The 15,506-nt window shown below is 57.3% G+C and carries 14 protein-coding genes; 4 read left to right on the plus strand and 10 right to left on the minus strand.

The window, feature by feature from the left end; all coding sequences use genetic code 11:
• Positions 1–251: 251 nt before the first annotated feature.
• Positions 252–911: a hypothetical protein gene (locus tag LQT98_RS00215; protein WP_231460710.1), complete on the minus strand. Its 660-nt coding sequence runs from the start codon at positions 909–911 to the stop codon at positions 252–254.
• 458 nt (positions 912–1,369) lie between these two features.
• Here LQT98_RS00215 and LQT98_RS00220 point away from each other — a divergent pair, with 458 nt between their 5' ends.
• Both LQT98_RS00220 and LQT98_RS00225 read left to right on the plus strand, forming a co-directional pair.
• Positions 1,370–1,798 carry a CDI toxin immunity protein gene (locus LQT98_RS00220; protein WP_231460711.1) on the plus strand — a complete coding sequence of 143 codons (429 nt, stop codon included), beginning with the start codon at positions 1,370–1,372 and terminating at the stop codon, positions 1,796–1,798.
• Between the two features lie 2 nt (positions 1,799–1,800).
• Positions 1,801–2,199 carry a hypothetical protein gene (locus LQT98_RS00225; protein ID WP_231460712.1) on the plus strand — a complete coding sequence of 133 codons (399 nt, stop codon included), beginning with the start codon at positions 1,801–1,803 and terminating at the stop codon, positions 2,197–2,199.
• A 212-nt stretch (positions 2,200–2,411) separates the two neighbouring features.
• On the opposite strand, the gene LQT98_RS00230 is transcribed toward LQT98_RS00225, so the two are convergent.
• The 9 genes from LQT98_RS00230 to rluD form a co-directional block, all read right to left on the minus strand.
• A complete protein-coding gene (locus tag LQT98_RS00230; protein WP_227103448.1) occupies positions 2,412–3,035 on the minus strand; it encodes a hypothetical protein in 624 nt (207 codons plus the stop codon).
• Between the two features lie 532 nt (positions 3,036–3,567).
• Entirely contained in the window at positions 3,568–5,112 is a 1,545-nt protein-coding gene (locus LQT98_RS00235; RefSeq protein WP_231460713.1) for an RNA-directed DNA polymerase, read from the minus strand.
• A gap of 209 nt (positions 5,113–5,321) precedes the next feature.
• A complete protein-coding gene (locus LQT98_RS00240; protein ID WP_048410338.1) occupies positions 5,322–6,401 on the minus strand; it encodes a ribonucleotide-diphosphate reductase subunit beta in 1,080 nt (359 codons plus the stop codon).
• Between the two features lie 19 nt (positions 6,402–6,420).
• The gene (locus LQT98_RS00245; RefSeq protein WP_231460714.1) at positions 6,421–6,645 is read right to left on the minus strand and encodes a hypothetical protein; all 225 of its coding nucleotides are present in this window, start codon (positions 6,643–6,645) and stop codon (positions 6,421–6,423) included.
• A 13-nt stretch (positions 6,646–6,658) separates the two neighbouring features.
• A complete protein-coding gene (locus tag LQT98_RS00250; protein ID WP_019102819.1) occupies positions 6,659–7,045 on the minus strand; it encodes a hypothetical protein in 387 nt (128 codons plus the stop codon).
• A gap of 186 nt (positions 7,046–7,231) precedes the next feature.
• Complete coding sequence (locus LQT98_RS00255) at positions 7,232–7,612, minus strand: nuclear transport factor 2 family protein (protein ID WP_231460715.1); 381 nt, start codon at positions 7,610–7,612, stop codon at positions 7,232–7,234.
• Between the two features lie 216 nt (positions 7,613–7,828).
• Complete coding sequence (locus LQT98_RS00260) at positions 7,829–10,684, minus strand: ribonucleoside-diphosphate reductase subunit alpha (RefSeq protein WP_048410340.1); 2,856 nt, start codon at positions 10,682–10,684, stop codon at positions 7,829–7,831.
• A 495-nt stretch (positions 10,685–11,179) separates the two neighbouring features.
• Positions 11,180–11,935: a peptidoglycan editing factor PgeF gene (pgeF, locus tag LQT98_RS00265; RefSeq protein ID WP_231460716.1), complete on the minus strand. Its 756-nt coding sequence runs from the start codon at positions 11,933–11,935 to the stop codon at positions 11,180–11,182.
• The gene (rluD, locus tag LQT98_RS00270; RefSeq protein ID WP_231460717.1) at positions 11,925–13,028 is read right to left on the minus strand and encodes a 23S rRNA pseudouridine(1911/1915/1917) synthase RluD; all 1,104 of its coding nucleotides are present in this window, start codon (positions 13,026–13,028) and stop codon (positions 11,925–11,927) included. The genes pgeF and rluD overlap by 11 nt, the downstream gene beginning before the upstream one ends.
• On the opposite strand from rluD, the gene LQT98_RS00275 reads away from it, so the two are divergent.
• Together LQT98_RS00275 and LQT98_RS00280 are read left to right on the plus strand one after the other, a co-directional pair.
• Positions 13,027–13,818 (plus strand): outer membrane protein assembly factor BamD, encoded by a 792-nt coding sequence (locus LQT98_RS00275; RefSeq protein ID WP_048410343.1) that lies wholly within the window; start codon positions 13,027–13,029, stop codon positions 13,816–13,818. The genes rluD and LQT98_RS00275 overlap by 2 nt on opposite strands.
• A 142-nt stretch (positions 13,819–13,960) precedes the next feature.
• Entirely contained in the window at positions 13,961–15,487 is a 1,527-nt protein-coding gene (locus LQT98_RS00280) for a hypothetical protein (protein ID WP_231460718.1), read from the plus strand.
• Positions 15,488–15,506: the final 19 nt, after the last annotated feature.

Genomic DNA, 15,506 nt, shown 5'->3' on the forward strand with positions numbered 1-15,506 from the left:
CCCACATGAATCGTCACACATTCCTAGATACCTGGTAAGGCATGGAATGAAAACACCGCTTCGCAACACTGAAGCGGTGTTTCTTAGAACCTGTTTACGATCTCGCGAGCTAAGGCGAGACAAGGCGAAAATGGCTGAGAAAGCGGAATGTACAAGCGGTACATGAGCATTTCGAAGACGTTTTCAACGCCGTATCGCCGACGCGCAGCAGATCGTAAACAGGTTCTTATTACGCTGCGCGATTAGCCGCTCTAACTCTCTATGCGCTCCGCCAAACGCCGTTGGCAGGCGGTGGCCAGCTTGAGCAACTCCACGTTAGTGACAGGCATCTTGCCGGGCGGGGCGATCAGCTCCGCCAGGCCGCTGAGGGTGGAGACGCTGCTGTTCAAGCCGATCAACCTGCCGTGCGGCCAGCGCTGCTGGTTGTTGGGCGCGTAATCCAACGTCAGCACCCAGCGTGAATGCAGCCACGGGCCGGGGTCGCGCAGCACGGTATCCAACACCGCGCGGCTGACCTGCTGCGCCGCCTCCGCGGCGAGGGCGAGCGCCAGGTGCAGGGTTTCCGTCGTGCCAGCCGCGCCGGCCTGATGCAGCAAGGCCGGGCGGGTTTCCTCCAGCCACCATCGCCGTAGCCGCCGCGCGCCTGGCTTCTTGATGCGGCGGAACACCTCGTCCAGCTCGCTTTCGGACAGGCACAGCACCGGCTCCGCCTCATCCGCCAGGCAGAAGGATCGTCCCAGCGGCTCGCCCAAGGCTATCTGCAAATCCTTCACCTCCAGCTTCATGGACACAGCCACCTCCGCCGCGACAAACCAGAACCCCTCCGGTCGCCGCAGCACCCGCATCGCCAAGTCCTTGGCGAAATCCAGCCGTAGCGGGGTATTCACTTCCAGAGCGATAGCGGCATTCATGGCCGAGCCTCCCCAGCGAAGCGCGCAAACCGCGCGGCCAAAAACGCATGGCGATACGCAGCGGGCAGGCACAACAAGGCATGTGATAGGCGGTGGGGAGAACAAGTAAGGGGAGGGGGGATAGAGACGACAAATATAAGACGAGCATCCATGGTCATGGACTCCTAGCGGTTTTGTCTAAAGCGCCCCCTGTTGAGAGGGGCGGCCGGGCACTTCAACACCGCCGCTAGACGGCCCACAGATTTCCCCCGTTGCCGGGGTATTGTATGGCTGCACGCTACCCGGCCATAAGCTTTGGACGTGCCAGGATAGTGGCACGACAGGAAACCTATGGACGCAAAAAAGCCACGACTTACGGGCGCGGGCTAACCGCTAGCGGAGGGTGTGTTGAGCACCAGCGTGCAATTTAACAGTGTGGCAGCTTGGGGTCAATCCACTCAGGTAGAATGGAGAGTAACTTGGCTTTGGAGATGGTTATGTCAGTTTTATTTGCCGAATGTTTGCAAGCTTTGGGTGGTGATGCGAAGGTTATAAGTGCCTGCGAGGCTGAAGTTATTTTTTCTGATATTGGAAAAAAATTTCAATTTTCAGTATCTGGTAGTCTTCAAATCGGCGATGGGTGCCTGTCGAAGAGAGGGGAGGCCAGGAAGCTGTTGGATGAATTCAATAAGGAAAGTGGGGGGCTTTATATTTTTTGGGATGATGCTGCTGTTCCCGTTTTGGAAATTCCAGCTTCGTGTATTTCAAAAATTATAAGCTGTATTGATGATGTTCTTGCTGTTGGATTCAAAACTTACATCTATCAATCTGAGACAGTGACGATTATGGAAGTATCGTCATTTGGAACTGGACTTTTGGTTAGCCATGACTCTGCAGGAGAGGTGTGAGAGTGTTGTTAGTGCATGAGCGGGAGAGGTTAAAAGCGCAGCTTAATGGATTTCATGAAAATGCCTATGGAATGGGTGTTGCTGCTGTTTGGTGTCAGATTGAATCAACCCTAAGTATGGAAAAGAAAAGAGAAATATTTCTTTACATCTTACGCTTGTTTTTTGATTCAAACCTAGTTAAATGGGGCTGTCGATCTGAGATTGTTCAAGATTTTAATCTTGTTCTTAAGATGATGGAGAGCTGCTGGCCTGATGATGATGAGTTCGATGATGATCAATTTTTGACTGTACTGCTATACGACAGTGATGGAGTGTCAAAGACACATGCTTGGATAGAAGGTGATTTAGTCTGGGTTGATGATTGTGGGAAGTATTTATGGTCTACGGATGCTGAATTATAAGCTTAGAAGGACGATCTAACCAATTTGCCAGCAATCCCCTTGCCCGTCTGCCGGGCGGAACCAGCATGCCAAATATTATCCGCGAAGTGGATTCCAAAATATAACGGCTATTTCAATGGATTACCGCAATTTCACAGTAAATGTTAGGCTTTACAAGCTCAGCCTAATCTACCGTGCTGGCGTAAATGACAACCTGGCTTTTAGGTTTTAATTTATTTGCTAATAAGACCTTGGCAGGCTTCTTCAAATAGCTTTACTGTACCAGTCTTTGTATTTATTTCTTGGCATACTTTTATGTTTTCCTCAGTCGGAGGGATAGATGCCTTTGAGCATGCCGCATATTTTTGCGGATGCCTTGTCTCACTTAGTGATGCGGTTTGATCCAGCTCTGCGATGCAGACTTCCGACATCATTTTGTCTTGTGGTAGGTTGTAATTAAAAATGGGTGCGTAAAATTTTCCTGCTACTACTTTAAACGTTACATCATAGTATCCTTGGAAGTTTCTTATTGACATGTTGGTTAGGTTTGGCGCAATGATTGCGGGAATCACATTGTCAAAATCCTGAAATGTAATTCTTACGGTTTTCTCTCCAGGCAGCATCCCGATATAAGGTCCAAATGGATGACCGGGTGGAAAGTATGTCTTAATTATCTTACCGTCAATGTGAGTGGTCGTGATTGACGGACCATTAAAGTGTGCTCTGTTCAGCGGAGAGTAAATTGCAACTTCACTGTTGGGGCGAGTATTGCCACTGTACATGTTTGATATGTTGGTTGCACAGCCTGCTATGGATGTAACGGTTAATATTATTAGTATGGTTTTTAGCTTCATCATGGTCAAAATATTTATTGATTGGTTATGCTGTTGGGGTAAATAAAATAAGCCGATGGTAAATCTTCATTTTACGCAAGGTAGACGTTGACGTTCAAGAAGAATTAGGGTGGTTTGTTGGCTTTTTGAGAATTGAAACCGAACTAACTTATCAATTCCCTTTCGGGCAAGTCGGCTTTCGAATCAGACTCGGGGTTTTAAGCTGCCGGTTGTTCGACGCGTGGCGACGGTAGCGCCCCGCTAGTTCCGGCAGCTCCCCGAGGCTGATTTGAAAGACGGGGTTTCGCGGGGCGGCCTGGGGTTGTCTGCGTGTGAGGCCATACATGCCCCGTTCGCTCAGCGATAGGATTAGCCGTACAATCCCTTTCCCATCCGACGGGCGATCCGTGCTACCCCGATGCGTAACAAATGATTCCCGTGTGCGTGGTGTTAGATGTCGTAGGGCGAAAGCCTCACAGAGGCGTTCCGCCGCAATGCGTAATGAGCGATACCCGGTGTGCGCGGTTGCATATTCGGCATGCGCAATATGCGGCACCTACATTTTCGTATTAAGTACAGATTCGGCAATTGCTTTATCTAGAATATCACCAGCATTCTGAACTCGCTTCAGCCAGTAATTCATTTCATCATTAGATAGAGCTTTTGCTGCCCATATAATGGCTCTTCTATCCCACGGGGAGTTATTTAGCCATGTTTCTTTTTGCTCACGAACCCAATCATTATACCCCCGTTCTCTTGCAAGGAGTGCATAAGGACGCTGGCCAAGTTTGCTTTTGTACTTCTCACAAAGCTTTGCAATATCTCCCTCGAGCGGAGTAGACATTTTTTGTTGAAGAACCTCAAGCAACCAAATCTGAACAAAAGGTAGAAATTCATAGTCTGTAGATAAACAGCCTGATATAAATTTTCTACCAACTTCTGCGGCATGTCTTTGATTTGTCGTGGCGCTAATGTATTGGGCTGCCTCTCTCATTACGGGAGCTAGCTTGTCTATATTATTTAAAACCACATCCCTCAGAAGACCTGTTCTTAAAGTTGTCGCCCGCCTGAGTAAGTATTTTGCCGTGCCCAAGTGAATCGGTATAGAATTAAGGCATGCTTGAAACAATTCAACTAAGTTTTTTCTTATTACGGAATCGATGTCGGGCTCATCAACATCATCTGGGTCTTGATATTGGCCAAAAAATTCATGCAATGCCTCAAGCTTTTCTTCTTGAGACTTGTTTTCTAGTTCTTCTGGATCTATTAACTCTTTGTCAATAAAATCATTTACACTATAAAATTGCGTTTTGTGAGTTTGAAGAGCAAGGCGATGGGCCGTATATAAGTACTCTGTAAGGTCGTGCAGAACCTTTTGGGCCTGAACTTGGTCTTTACAGAATAATCTAAAATCGTCAACATAACGAGTATGAGTATATCCTTTTCTGAGGAGGAAGTTGTCTACATCACTGAGGCATGCTTCTGAAAAAATTGCAGAAGCGCTAGGCCCAATAGGAATGCCTCTGGATTGACCTCTTGTAAAATTCATAAGAAGGTTTTCAATATTCTTGGCTCTATTTTTTTCTACGCCAGCTAGCTCCAAGGCATTCCTTACTCTGTGATGCCCTATTTGATTAAAAAAATCTGCAATATCGGCGGTGACAATGAAACTATACTCCCCGCTTTGAGCCAACTCCTGAGACTTGGTGTGAAAATCATCCCAGCCATTATTCTTTCTAAACAACTCCCCCTTTGTGCCAATTTCAACTCTGTATGAGCATGCGACTTTACTTTCCAAGGGAATTCTAGATGCTTCTACCAATTCAGCCGCCTCATATGCCAGGGCGGTATACACAATTGTATCTATTGGATCTAGTTGAATTGCAACGCGATAGCCACCGCTTTGCTTCGGGACTAGCATTCTTTGAAATGGCCGTCCTTCATAAGTGGCTATATCAATTTTAGAAATGTCATCTTTTAGGCTTTGCCAACTATGCTTGATTGCCTCATACTCAAATGGGATTGGAAAAATGTCAGTGTCGCCATATTTTCGTATGTGTGTCACTGCCCATTCAATTGATTCTTGCTTGAGAGTATCCATCTCTTTGAATCCTTAATTTTAAATAAATTATTCTTCGTATTCGTGGTGTAATATCACCCAGTGCGTATTGATATTTTCAATTGAAGATAATAACTTTGACATGATAGAGACGGATGAAAAATATTTGGAAGGGATATCTTACTAATAATAAAGAGGCACACTCGAGAGTGTGCCTTTTGCATAAAAACCTGTCAATAATTTATGTCAAATCAATCCCAGCTCAAAGCCCCGCCAGTCTGATATTCCGTAACCCGCGTCTCAAAGAAGTTCTTCTCTTTCTTCAAGTCGATCATCTCGCTCATCCACGGGAAGGGGTTGTTCACGCCGGGGTAGAGCTGGTCCAGGCCAATCTGCTGCATGCGGCGGTTGGCGATGAAGCGCAGGTATTCCTTGAACATGCTGGCGTTCAGGCCCAGCACGCCGCGTGGCATGGTGTCTTCGGCGTAAGCGTATTCCAGTTCCACCGCGTGCTTGAACAGTTCGGTGATCTCGGCCTTGAAGCTTTCGGTCCAGATTTCCGGCTGTTCCAGCTTGATGGTGTTGATCAGGTCGATGCCAAAGTTGCAGTGCATGGACTCGTCGCGCAGGATGTATTGGTACTGTTCCGCGGCGCCGGTCATCTTGTTCTGGCGGCCCAGCGCCAGGATTTGCACAAAGCCGACGTAGAAGAACAGGCCTTCCATGATGCAGGCAAACACGATCAGGGATTTGAGCAGCTTCTGGTCGTTTTCCAGCGTGCCGGTCTTGAAGGCCGGGTCGCACAGTACGTCGATGAAGGGGATCAGGAATTCATCTTTGTCGCGGATGGATTTGATTTCGTTGTAGGCGTTGAAGACTTCGCCTTCGTCCAGGCCCAGGCTTTCCACGATGTATTGGTAGGCGTGGGTGTGGATGGCTTCGTCAAAAGCCTGGCGCAGCAGGAACTGGCGGCATTCCGGGCTGGTGATCTGGCGGTAGGTACCCAGCACGATGTTGTTGGCGGCCAGGGAGTCCGCGGTGACGAAGAAGCCGAGGTTGCGCTTGACGATGCGCATTTCGTCTTCGGTCAGTTGGCCGGTTTTCCACTGTTCGATGTCGCGCTGCATGTTCACTTCTTGCGGCATCCAGTGGTTGGCGCATTGGGCCAGGTATTTTTCCCATGCCCATTTGTGTTTGAAGGGCACGAGCTGGTTGACGTCGGTGGTGCCGTTGATCACTTTTTTGTCCACCACGTTGACGCGGCCGGCGGCGTTGGCGCCCGCGGAGGGGGCGGCCGGTTTGGTTTCGATGGTGTCGTCAAAGTTCAGCATTAAGGGCTCCTGTCTGGATTTATTCCGCGTCCGGCGCGGTGATTTGGGGCGGCAGCGGCTGCTTGTCGCCAGCCAAGCTGGGGCTGAGCGGCAGGCTGCTTTTGCGCAGTATTTGTATCTGGCGCGGCGCGGCGGCGATTGCCGGCACCGGGTCCAGGTCCACGTGCAGGCTGCCCAGTTTGCGGTAGCCTGCGTCTTTGCCATGTTCGCCATGGCGGGCGATACAGAATGCGGTGGCGCTCATGAGCGGCGTCCTTTCAGAAGCGCAGCTGTTGGCTGAGGCGGTGGATCAGCTGGCGTTCGCTGCTTTCCTCCTGCTCCACCTGGCTGCCGCGCGGCTGCCGCAGCTTCAGCAGCTGGCGGTATTGCCGGTTGGCTTGTTCTATGTCTTGCTTGAGCAGCTCTATTTGCTGCTGCAGTTCTTCCGGCTGGCAGTACACCACCAGCGCGTCCGCTTCCACCCAGGCTTTGCGCCACACTTTCTGGCGCGGCAGGCGGCGGGCTTCGTTGAACAGGTCCTTCCATTCGCAGGGCGGGGCCTGGTTTAGCGTCAGGTACATATTGAACAGCACAAACTGCTTGTCGGGGTTGTGGGTTCTTTGTTCGCAAAACCCGTTGATCCGGATGTTTTCAAACGTTTGCATCTGACCTCCTGCTGAAGCCTGGCTGGTGGCGGCGGGGCCGTGGGCCTCGTCTTCCTGGAAACCGCTCAACACCCGCCGCGCTTGCTTGCTTGGCCTTGAGCTATTTCCGTCCGCCCGCATCGCGGGCCGGCGGCGTTTCCATCCCGAAGCCGCCTGCGGGCAAGCGGCTTGAGGCTGGGTTGCCGTTTACTGCTGCGGCGCGTCCTGGTACTGCACCAGGCCGTAAATCTTCCATTTGCCGTCCACCCGTTTCAGGTGGTAGCCGGTGCAGTATTCCCAGGCCGGCTGGTCCTGGCGCTGCACGGTCCAGCGCACGCGGGCGCTGGCGGCGTCGGGGCCAAAGCTCAGCACGCTGTCCAGCTGGTGGCTGGCGCTGAGAAAGCCCTGGCTGCGGTACCACGCCAGCAAGGCGGTGGTGGTGTCGCGCAGCGATGCCATGTCTTCCCAACTGCTCAGGTCGCCCTGGTGGATGGCGGTGAAGGGCACGGTGAAGTGCGCGCTTACCCGGGCCACGTCCAACTGGCTGTAGCCTTTGGCGTAGCTGTTGAAAAACGCCTCTATCTCCATCCGCTTTCCCCTGGGTGTGGGCCACGCGGTTTGCCGCGCGGCGGGTCGCTGCCTGTGTTGCCTGGCCGCTTTGGGCGGCGGGGCAATGGTCGGCCGGATTGCGAGGCCATTTCACAGCCGGCTGCGGGCAGGGGGCTGTGAGATGGAGCCTGGCGCGAGCCAGGCTAGACCAGCCCCGAGGGGCCGGCCGTTCAAGCCAGGATGGCTGCTTCCGCCTTATTGGCAGCTCTCGCAATCTGGGTTGTCGATGCTGCAGAACTTGGCGTCGGTGGCCGGGGTGTTGTCCACCACGGCTTCCGGTGCCGCGGCCGCTTGGCCGTGGCTGTTGGACACCGCGTTCAGTTCGCCGCCGCGGCCGGTGGATTTCTCGGCGCTGGTGGCGGCCAGGGTGCGCAGGTAGTAGGTGGTTTTCAGGCCGCGCAACCAGGCGTGCTTGTACAGCTCGTCCAGTTTCTTGCCGGAAGCGCCCGCCATGTACAGGTTCAGGGACTGAGCCTGGTCGATCCACTTCTGGCGGCGGGAGGCCGCTTCCACCAGCCAGCGCGGGTCCAGCTCAAAGGCGGTGGCGTAGATGGCTTTCAGCTCGGCCGGCACGCGGTCGATCTGGCCCAGGCTGCCGTCAAAGTATTTGAGGTCGGCCACCATCACTTCGTCCCACAGGCCGGCGGCTTTCAGGTCGCGCACCAGGTATTCGTTGGTGACGGTGAATTCGCCGGACAGATTGGATTTGACGAACAGGTTCTGGTAGGTCGGCTCAATGCTTGCCGACACGCCGATGATGTTGGCGATGGTGGCGGTGGGCGCGATGGCCAGGCAGTTGCTGTTGCGCATGCCGTGGGTCTTCACGCGTTCACGCAGCGCGTTCCAGTCCATGCGTTCGCTGCGGTCCACTTCCAGGAAGCCGCCGCGTTCGGCCGCCAGCAGGTTGATGCTGTCGTGCGGCAGGATGCCGCGGTCCCACAGGCTGCCCTTGTAGGACGGGTAGCGGCCGCGTTCTTCCGCCAGTTCGGTGGAGGCCCAGTAAGCGTAGTAGGCCACCATTTCCATGGATTCGTCGGCAAACTCCACCGCGGCGTCGGAGCCGTAGGCCACGCGCTTCTGGTGCAGGCAGTCCTGGAAGCCCATGATGCCCATGCCCACCGGACGGTGTTTCAGGTTGGAGTTGCGCGCCTTCTTCACCGGGTAGAAGTTGATGTCGATCACGTTGTCCAGCATGCGCAGGGCGATGCGGATGGTGCGCTGCAGTTTTTCGGAGTCCAGGCTGCCGTCCGCCTTCAGGTGGGCGGACAGGTTGACGGAACCCAGGTTGCAGACCGCGATTTCGTCCTCATTGGTGTTGAGGGTGATCTCGGTGCAAAGGTTGGAGCTGTGCACCACGCCCATGTGCTGCTGCGGGCTACGGATATTGCACGGGTCCTTGAAGGTCATCCACGGGTGGCCGGTTTCAAACAGCATGGTCAGCATCTTGCGCCACAGGGACAGCGCCGGGATGCGCTTGTACACCTTGAGTTCGCCGCGCTCGCCCATGGCTTCGTATTCCTTGTAGCGCTTCTCGAAGGCCGCGCCGTACAGGTCGTGCAGGTCCGGGGCTTCGGACGGGGACAGCAGGCTCCAGTCCGCGCCTTCCATCACGCGCTTCATGAACAGGTCCGGAATCCAGTTGGCGGTGTTCATGTCGTGGGTGCGGCGGCGGTCGTCGCCGGTGTTCTTGCGCAGCTCCAGGAATTCTTCGATGTCCGCGTGCCAGGTTTCCAGGTAGGCGCAGACGGCGCCCTTGCGCTTGCCGCCCTGGTTCACCGCCACGGCGGTGTCGTTGACCACTTTCAGGAACGGCACCACGCCTTGGGATTTGCCGTTGGTGCCCTTGATGTGGGAGCCCATGGCGCGCACGGAGGTCCAGTCATTGCCCAGGCCGCCGGCAAACTTGGACAGCAGGGCGTTTTCCTTGATGCCTTCGTAGATGCCGTCCAGGTCGTCGGCAATGGTGGTCAGGTAGCAGCTGGACAGCTGGCTGCGACGGGTGCCGGAGTTGAACAGGGTGGGGGTGGACGACATGAAGTCGAAGCTGGACAGCACGTTGTAGAACTCGATGGCGCGCGCTTCGCGGTTCACTTCGTTCAGCGCCAGGCCCATGGCCACGCGCATGTAGAAGGCCTGCGGCATTTCGATGCGGTTGCCGTCCACGTGCAGGAAGTAGCGGTCAAACAGGGTTTGCAGGCCCAGGTAGCCAAACTTCAGGTCGCGGTTGGCGTCCAGCGCGGCGCCCAGTTTTTTCAGGTCGTATTCGGCCAGCTTTTCATCCAGCAGTTCGGCGTCGATGCCGTTCTTGATGAAGGTGGGGAAGTACAGCGCGTACTGCTTGGCCATTTCTTCCTGGCTGACGGCTTCGCCCAGGATTTCCAGGCGGATATTGTTCAGCAGCAGGCGGGCGGTCACGTAATCGTAAGCCGGGTCCTGCTCGATCATGGAGCGGGCGGCCAGGATGGCGGATTTGTTGACTTCGTCTTCGCTGACGCCGTCGTAGATGTTCTTCAGGGTTTCGCTGAGGATGGCGTCGATATCGATGCCGGCCAGGTTCTGGCTGGCGGATTCGATGGTGGCGCGCAGGCGAGCGATGTCCAGCGGCAGCTTGCGGCCGTCCTTGCGCACCACGTTGATTTGCACCTGGGTCAGCGCTTCGCCGCGGGCGGCGCGCTCTTGGGAGCGCTGTTCGCGGTACAGCACGTAGGCGCGGGCTACATCATGCTCGCCAAAGCGCATCAGCGACAGTTCCACTTGATCCTGGATGTCTTCGATGTGGATGGCGCCGCCTTCCGGCTTGCGGCGCATCAGGGCGCTGGCCACTTGCTCGCTCAGCTGGGCGACTTTTTCGCGCAGGCTGGCGGAGGTGGCGCCTTGATGGCCCATGACGGCCAGGAAGGCCTTGGTCATGGCGATGGAGATCTTGACGGGTTCGAACGGCACCACCGCACCGTTGCGACGGATGGTTTTGTACTGGCTGAAATCGGCCTTGGGCGCGGCTGCGCGGCCGAGTTCTGCGGCGGTCTGCCCTTCAAAGGTGGTCAATTGCATGTAGCCCTCGATAAGGTGGGTGGTTGCGTCCTTCCGTTACTGCGTTTCCCGAGGGGCAGGCCGGCTGTGGACAAATCTGTTGAAAAGCTGTGCGCGAGCTGTGGGTAAACACAATATGTATTGTTTGTAGCTCGAGACACACCCAAATTCTAGTGTTGAGTATGGGGCAGTACAAGTCTTGACAGCGGGAGATTTAACGGCAGATTTGCCTGGGATTTATGGCGAAAGCCCGTGGTTGCTGGCTTTGCGGGGCGTGAGATTTTTTTTTGTCCAGTGGACACATTTCACTGTGTAGTCAAAAAACCTTGTTAGAACAAGCCACAGCGGGGGCGGCATTGTCCATCACTAGATGTTGTGGATTTGCATCATAACGCAGCGGCTAGGCCGCGGCAGCATGGTTTGCCATGGCGTGTTGGATTTTTGGCTTGTCACGGCCTGGTAATGAAAACCCCCGCCGGAGCAGGGGTGGAGGGGGGGCGAGGCCGGGCGCGACGCTTATTCCAGCCAGATCAGACTGGCCATGCGTCCGGTCTGGCCGTCGCGGCGGTAGGAGAAGAAGCGCGCGCGGTCTATCACCGTGCATTCCTCGCCGCCGTAAATCTGTTCCACGCCGGCGGCGTTCAGGCGCTGGCGCGCCAGCGCGTAGATGTCGGCCAGGTATTTGCCGTCGCCGATATCGCTGAAGGCGGCCGCGGCGGCGGGGTCGCGTTCGATGAAGGCGGCGCGCACTTCCGCGCCCACTTCAAAGGCGTCCGGGCCGATGGCGGGGCCCAGCCAGGCCATCAGCCGCGCCGGGCGCTCGTCGCAGGCGGCCACGGCGGCTTCGATCACGCCTTCGCACAGCCCGCGCCAGCCGGCGTGGGCTGCGGCCACCACGCTGCCTTCGCTATTGCACAGCAAGAGCGGCAGGCAGTCCGCGGTCATGATGGCGCACACCGCGCCGCTTTGGCGGCTGAAGCTGGCGTCGGCGTCCGGCGGCGCGGCGGCCACGGTGGCCGCGTCCACCACCGTCACGCCGTGCACCTGGTTCAGCCAGGCCGGCTCCGCCGGCAGTTGTTGGCGCAGCAGCGCGCGGTTGGCGGCCACCGCGGCCGGGTCGTCGCCCACGTGCTGGCCCAGGTTCAGGCTGTGATAGGGCGCGGCGCTGACGCCGCCGTTGCGGGTGGTGATCAGTGTGCGCACATTGGGCGGCGCCGGCCAGTCGGCCTCCAGCCAGTCCGGCGCTTGCTCGGCAGGCCTGTCAGCGGACATAGATCACCTCCACGTCGCCGTCGTCTTCGTCGTCCTCATCGTCCCACTCTTCGTCTTCCGCCTCGTCCAGCAACTGCGGCAGCGGCGCGGCGTCGGCGGTGTCGCCGTCTCCGCGCAGCACGTCCAGCAGATGGCGCAGGTCTTCCGGCAGCGGCGCTTTCCAGTTGCGTTCCTCGCCGCTGGCCGGGTGCACCAGGGTCAGCGAGTAAGCGTGCAGCGCCTGGCGGCCCAGCGCCTTGACCACGGCGGCGATGTCCTCGTCCATCTTGTGGCGCAGATTGCCGTAGATGGGGTCGCCGGCCAGCGGGTGGTTGGCCTCGCGCATGTGCACGCGGATCTGGTGGGTGCGGCCGGTTTCCAGTTTGCATTCGATATAGGAGTGGCTGGCGAAGCGCTCCAGCACCCGTACATGGGTGATGGCCTGCTTGCCGCCGAATTTCAGCACCGCCATTTTCAGGCGGTTGTGCGGGTCGCGGCCCATCTGGGTTTCTATGGTGCCGTCAAACGGCACATTGCCGTCGGCGATGGCGCGATAGATGCGCTTGACGGTGCGCGCCTGCAACTGGCGCACCAGCTCGGTCTGCGCCGGCAGGGTCTTGGCCACCACCATCAGGCCGCTCGTGTCCTTGTCCAGGCGGTGCACGATGCCGGCGCGCGGCACTTGGGCCAGCGCCGGGCAGTGGTGCAGCAGGCCGTTGAGCAGGGTGCCGCTCCAGTTGCCGGAGGCCGGGTGGACCACCAGGCCGGCCGGCTTGTTGATCACCAGGATGTGGTCGTCTTCAAAAATGATGGGCAGGTCCATGGCTTCCGGCTGGAAGGCCATCTCCTCGTTGCTGCGCATCAGGGTGACGTCCAGTTTCTCGCCGCCCAGCACCTTGGTCTTGGGCGCGGCGGTCTTGCCGTCCAGCAGCACATGGCCGTCCTTGATCCATTGCGTCAGCCGGCTGCGCGAGTATTCCGGCATCAATTTCGCCAGCGCGGCGTCCAGCCGTTCGCCGCCCAGCGACAGCGGAACATTAAGTTGTTGTGTAGCGGATACCTCGTTTTCTGAGATATCGCTATAATCGTCCGGGTCAAAGTAAGGATCAGTCATGAAAAGATACGTTGTCGCTGCAATGTTGGTGATGGGGCTTGCCGGTTGTGCAACCACGGAAACCTACGATGAGACTCGCGGCTGGACCGTGGAAAAGCTGTATTCGGAAGCGCATGATGAGTTGAACAGCGGCAATTATACCCGCGCTGTCAAGCTCTACGAAACGTTGGAAGCGCGTTTCCCTTACGGGCGCTATGCCCAGCAGGCGCAGATGGATCTGGCGTATACCCATTACAAGGATAATGAGCCGGAGCAGGCCATCGCCTCCGCCGACCGCTTCATCAAGCTGCACCCGACCCACCCGAACCTGGACTACATCTATTATCTGAAAGGCCTGGTATTTTACAACGATGATTCCGGTCTGCTGGCCAAGTGGGCCGGTCAGGACATGAGCGAGCGCGATCCGCGCGCCGCGCGCGAGGCCTTCACCGCCTTCCGCGAGCTGGTGACGCGTTTCCCCAACAGCATCTACAAGGAAGACGCCTCCAAGAAAATGGACCGGCTGCTGGATGCGCTGGGCGGCAACGAGATGCATGTGGCGCGCTACTACATGAAGCGCGGCGCGTATCTGGCGGCGGCCAACCGCGCTCAGGGCGTGGTGAAGAGCTATGCCAACACCAAGTACCAGGAAGAAGCGCTGGGCATCATGATGGCGGCTTACGACAAGCTGGGCATGACGCAGCTGCGTGACGACGCCAAGCGCGTGCTGGCGCTGAACTACCCGAACAGCCCGTATCTGCGCGATGGCTGGTCCATCGAAGAGATGCCGTGGTGGAAGCTGTGGAAATAAGCCGGCTTTGAACCGCGTGAAAGCCCCCGGAATCCGGGGGCTTTTTGTTTGATGTCGGGCAGGCGCAGCGGGTGACTGGTTTGAGGGCGATGTCTTTGGGATGATAGTATTTCGTGTTTTAAGTCGATAATCATAATTAGTCATGTCCAAAACCTTCGCTTCCCTCTTGGTGCTGGCCGCTTTGTGCGCACCGGTTGCCGCCGCCACAAAACCTGATTTTGTCCTATTGAAAGCGCGTTACCCGGAAAAGCTATCCTATGACGGCTCGGCGCAGCTGCTGAGCGCTGGCGATGGTGAACTGAGCGATTCCGTGATGGGCTTGATCGACGCGCTCAAGCTGCGTTTTCCCTGGCATGAGCTGTGGGCGCTGCGTTCAAACAATGGCCTGACCTTGCGTCAGGGCCGAGCGGAGGCGGCCCTGCCTTTGCCCAAGGGCGGCTATTTCACCAGCAGCTATGTGGCGATGTCGCGAGACGGCCTGACTTTGGCTTTTGGAAGCGGCCGGGATGGCAAGCTGGAGGCGGTGCGTTGGCGGCGCGGCGGCGCGCTGGAGACGCTGGTGCCGGCGGGCCAGGCCTGGCTGTCCGGTGTCACCGACATCAGCGCCGACGGCCGCACGGTGATTGGCTGGCTGCTGAGCGACGAAAAGGCGATGCTGCGCGGCTTCCAATGGGTGGAGGGCAAGGGGTTCAGCTTGTTGCCGGAACCCATGAGCCTGCCGCTGGCGCTGAGCGCGGACGGGGGCGTAACGGCTGGTCTTGCCTTGCGCGGCAATCTGGACGTGCTGCGGCGGATGCGGTGGATGCAAGATTTCATGAACGAAAGCCCGCTGATGAGCGAGAGCGAGGTGACCAAGCTGCAAGTTGCCGGCGTCCATCCGGTGAGCGGGGATGTGGCCGGCTCCTTCAAGCATGCCGACACCGGCGTTTGGCACGGCTTTGTCTGGAACTTGGACGAGGGCAAGCCTAGCCGGCGCGAGCCCTTGCCGTGGCCTGCCGCGGCGGAAGGCAAGGCGGCTGACGCGCAGCGCGAGGCGCAAGTGCTGGCCTGGGCCGGCATGAGCCGCGAGGATGGCAATATCTTCATGGAGAGCGACGCCGTGCGTTGGCGTGCGGGCGAGGGCGTCAGCGTGATCCGCGCCAAGTCCGTGTTGGAGGGTTTGTCCGCGGATGGGCGCACGGTTTTTGTGTCCTTTAACCGGGAAAGCGACCATAGCCGCGCCTTCGTGCAAATCTCGCCGGAGGGCGAGGTGGACCTGGAGGCGGCGGTGCGCGCGGAAACCCACAAGGAGAGCCTGGGGATGCTCTTGCGCTCGGTCTCCGAGGATGGCCGCTCTTTATGGCTGAACTCGTTGACGGCAGACGGGATGTTCCCGCTGCGCTTGGAAAACGGCAAGCTGGCGCCGTTCCCGCCGGTGATCGACGATCTGACGCTGACCGCTTTTAGTCAGGACGGCCGCGTGGTGGCGGGCACCTCCACCCAGCCGGAGCGGGGCGGCTACGCCACTTTACGCTGGCATTTTGGCGCGCCGAAGACGCAGCGCCTGTTCTGCCCGGGTGAGGCGAGGAGCAGCAGCCATATCGTCATGTCCGGCGACGGCAAGGTGGTGGCGGCGGGCCAGGAGAAGCACGGCAAGGTGCATACTTGCCTGTTCGGGTCTTTGGATTAAGAAGCTGCTCAAAGGGCTG

It is taken from the genome of Chromobacterium aquaticum (assembly GCF_021129195.1).
Lineage (GTDB): Bacteria > Pseudomonadota > Gammaproteobacteria > Burkholderiales > Chromobacteriaceae > Chromobacterium > Chromobacterium aquaticum.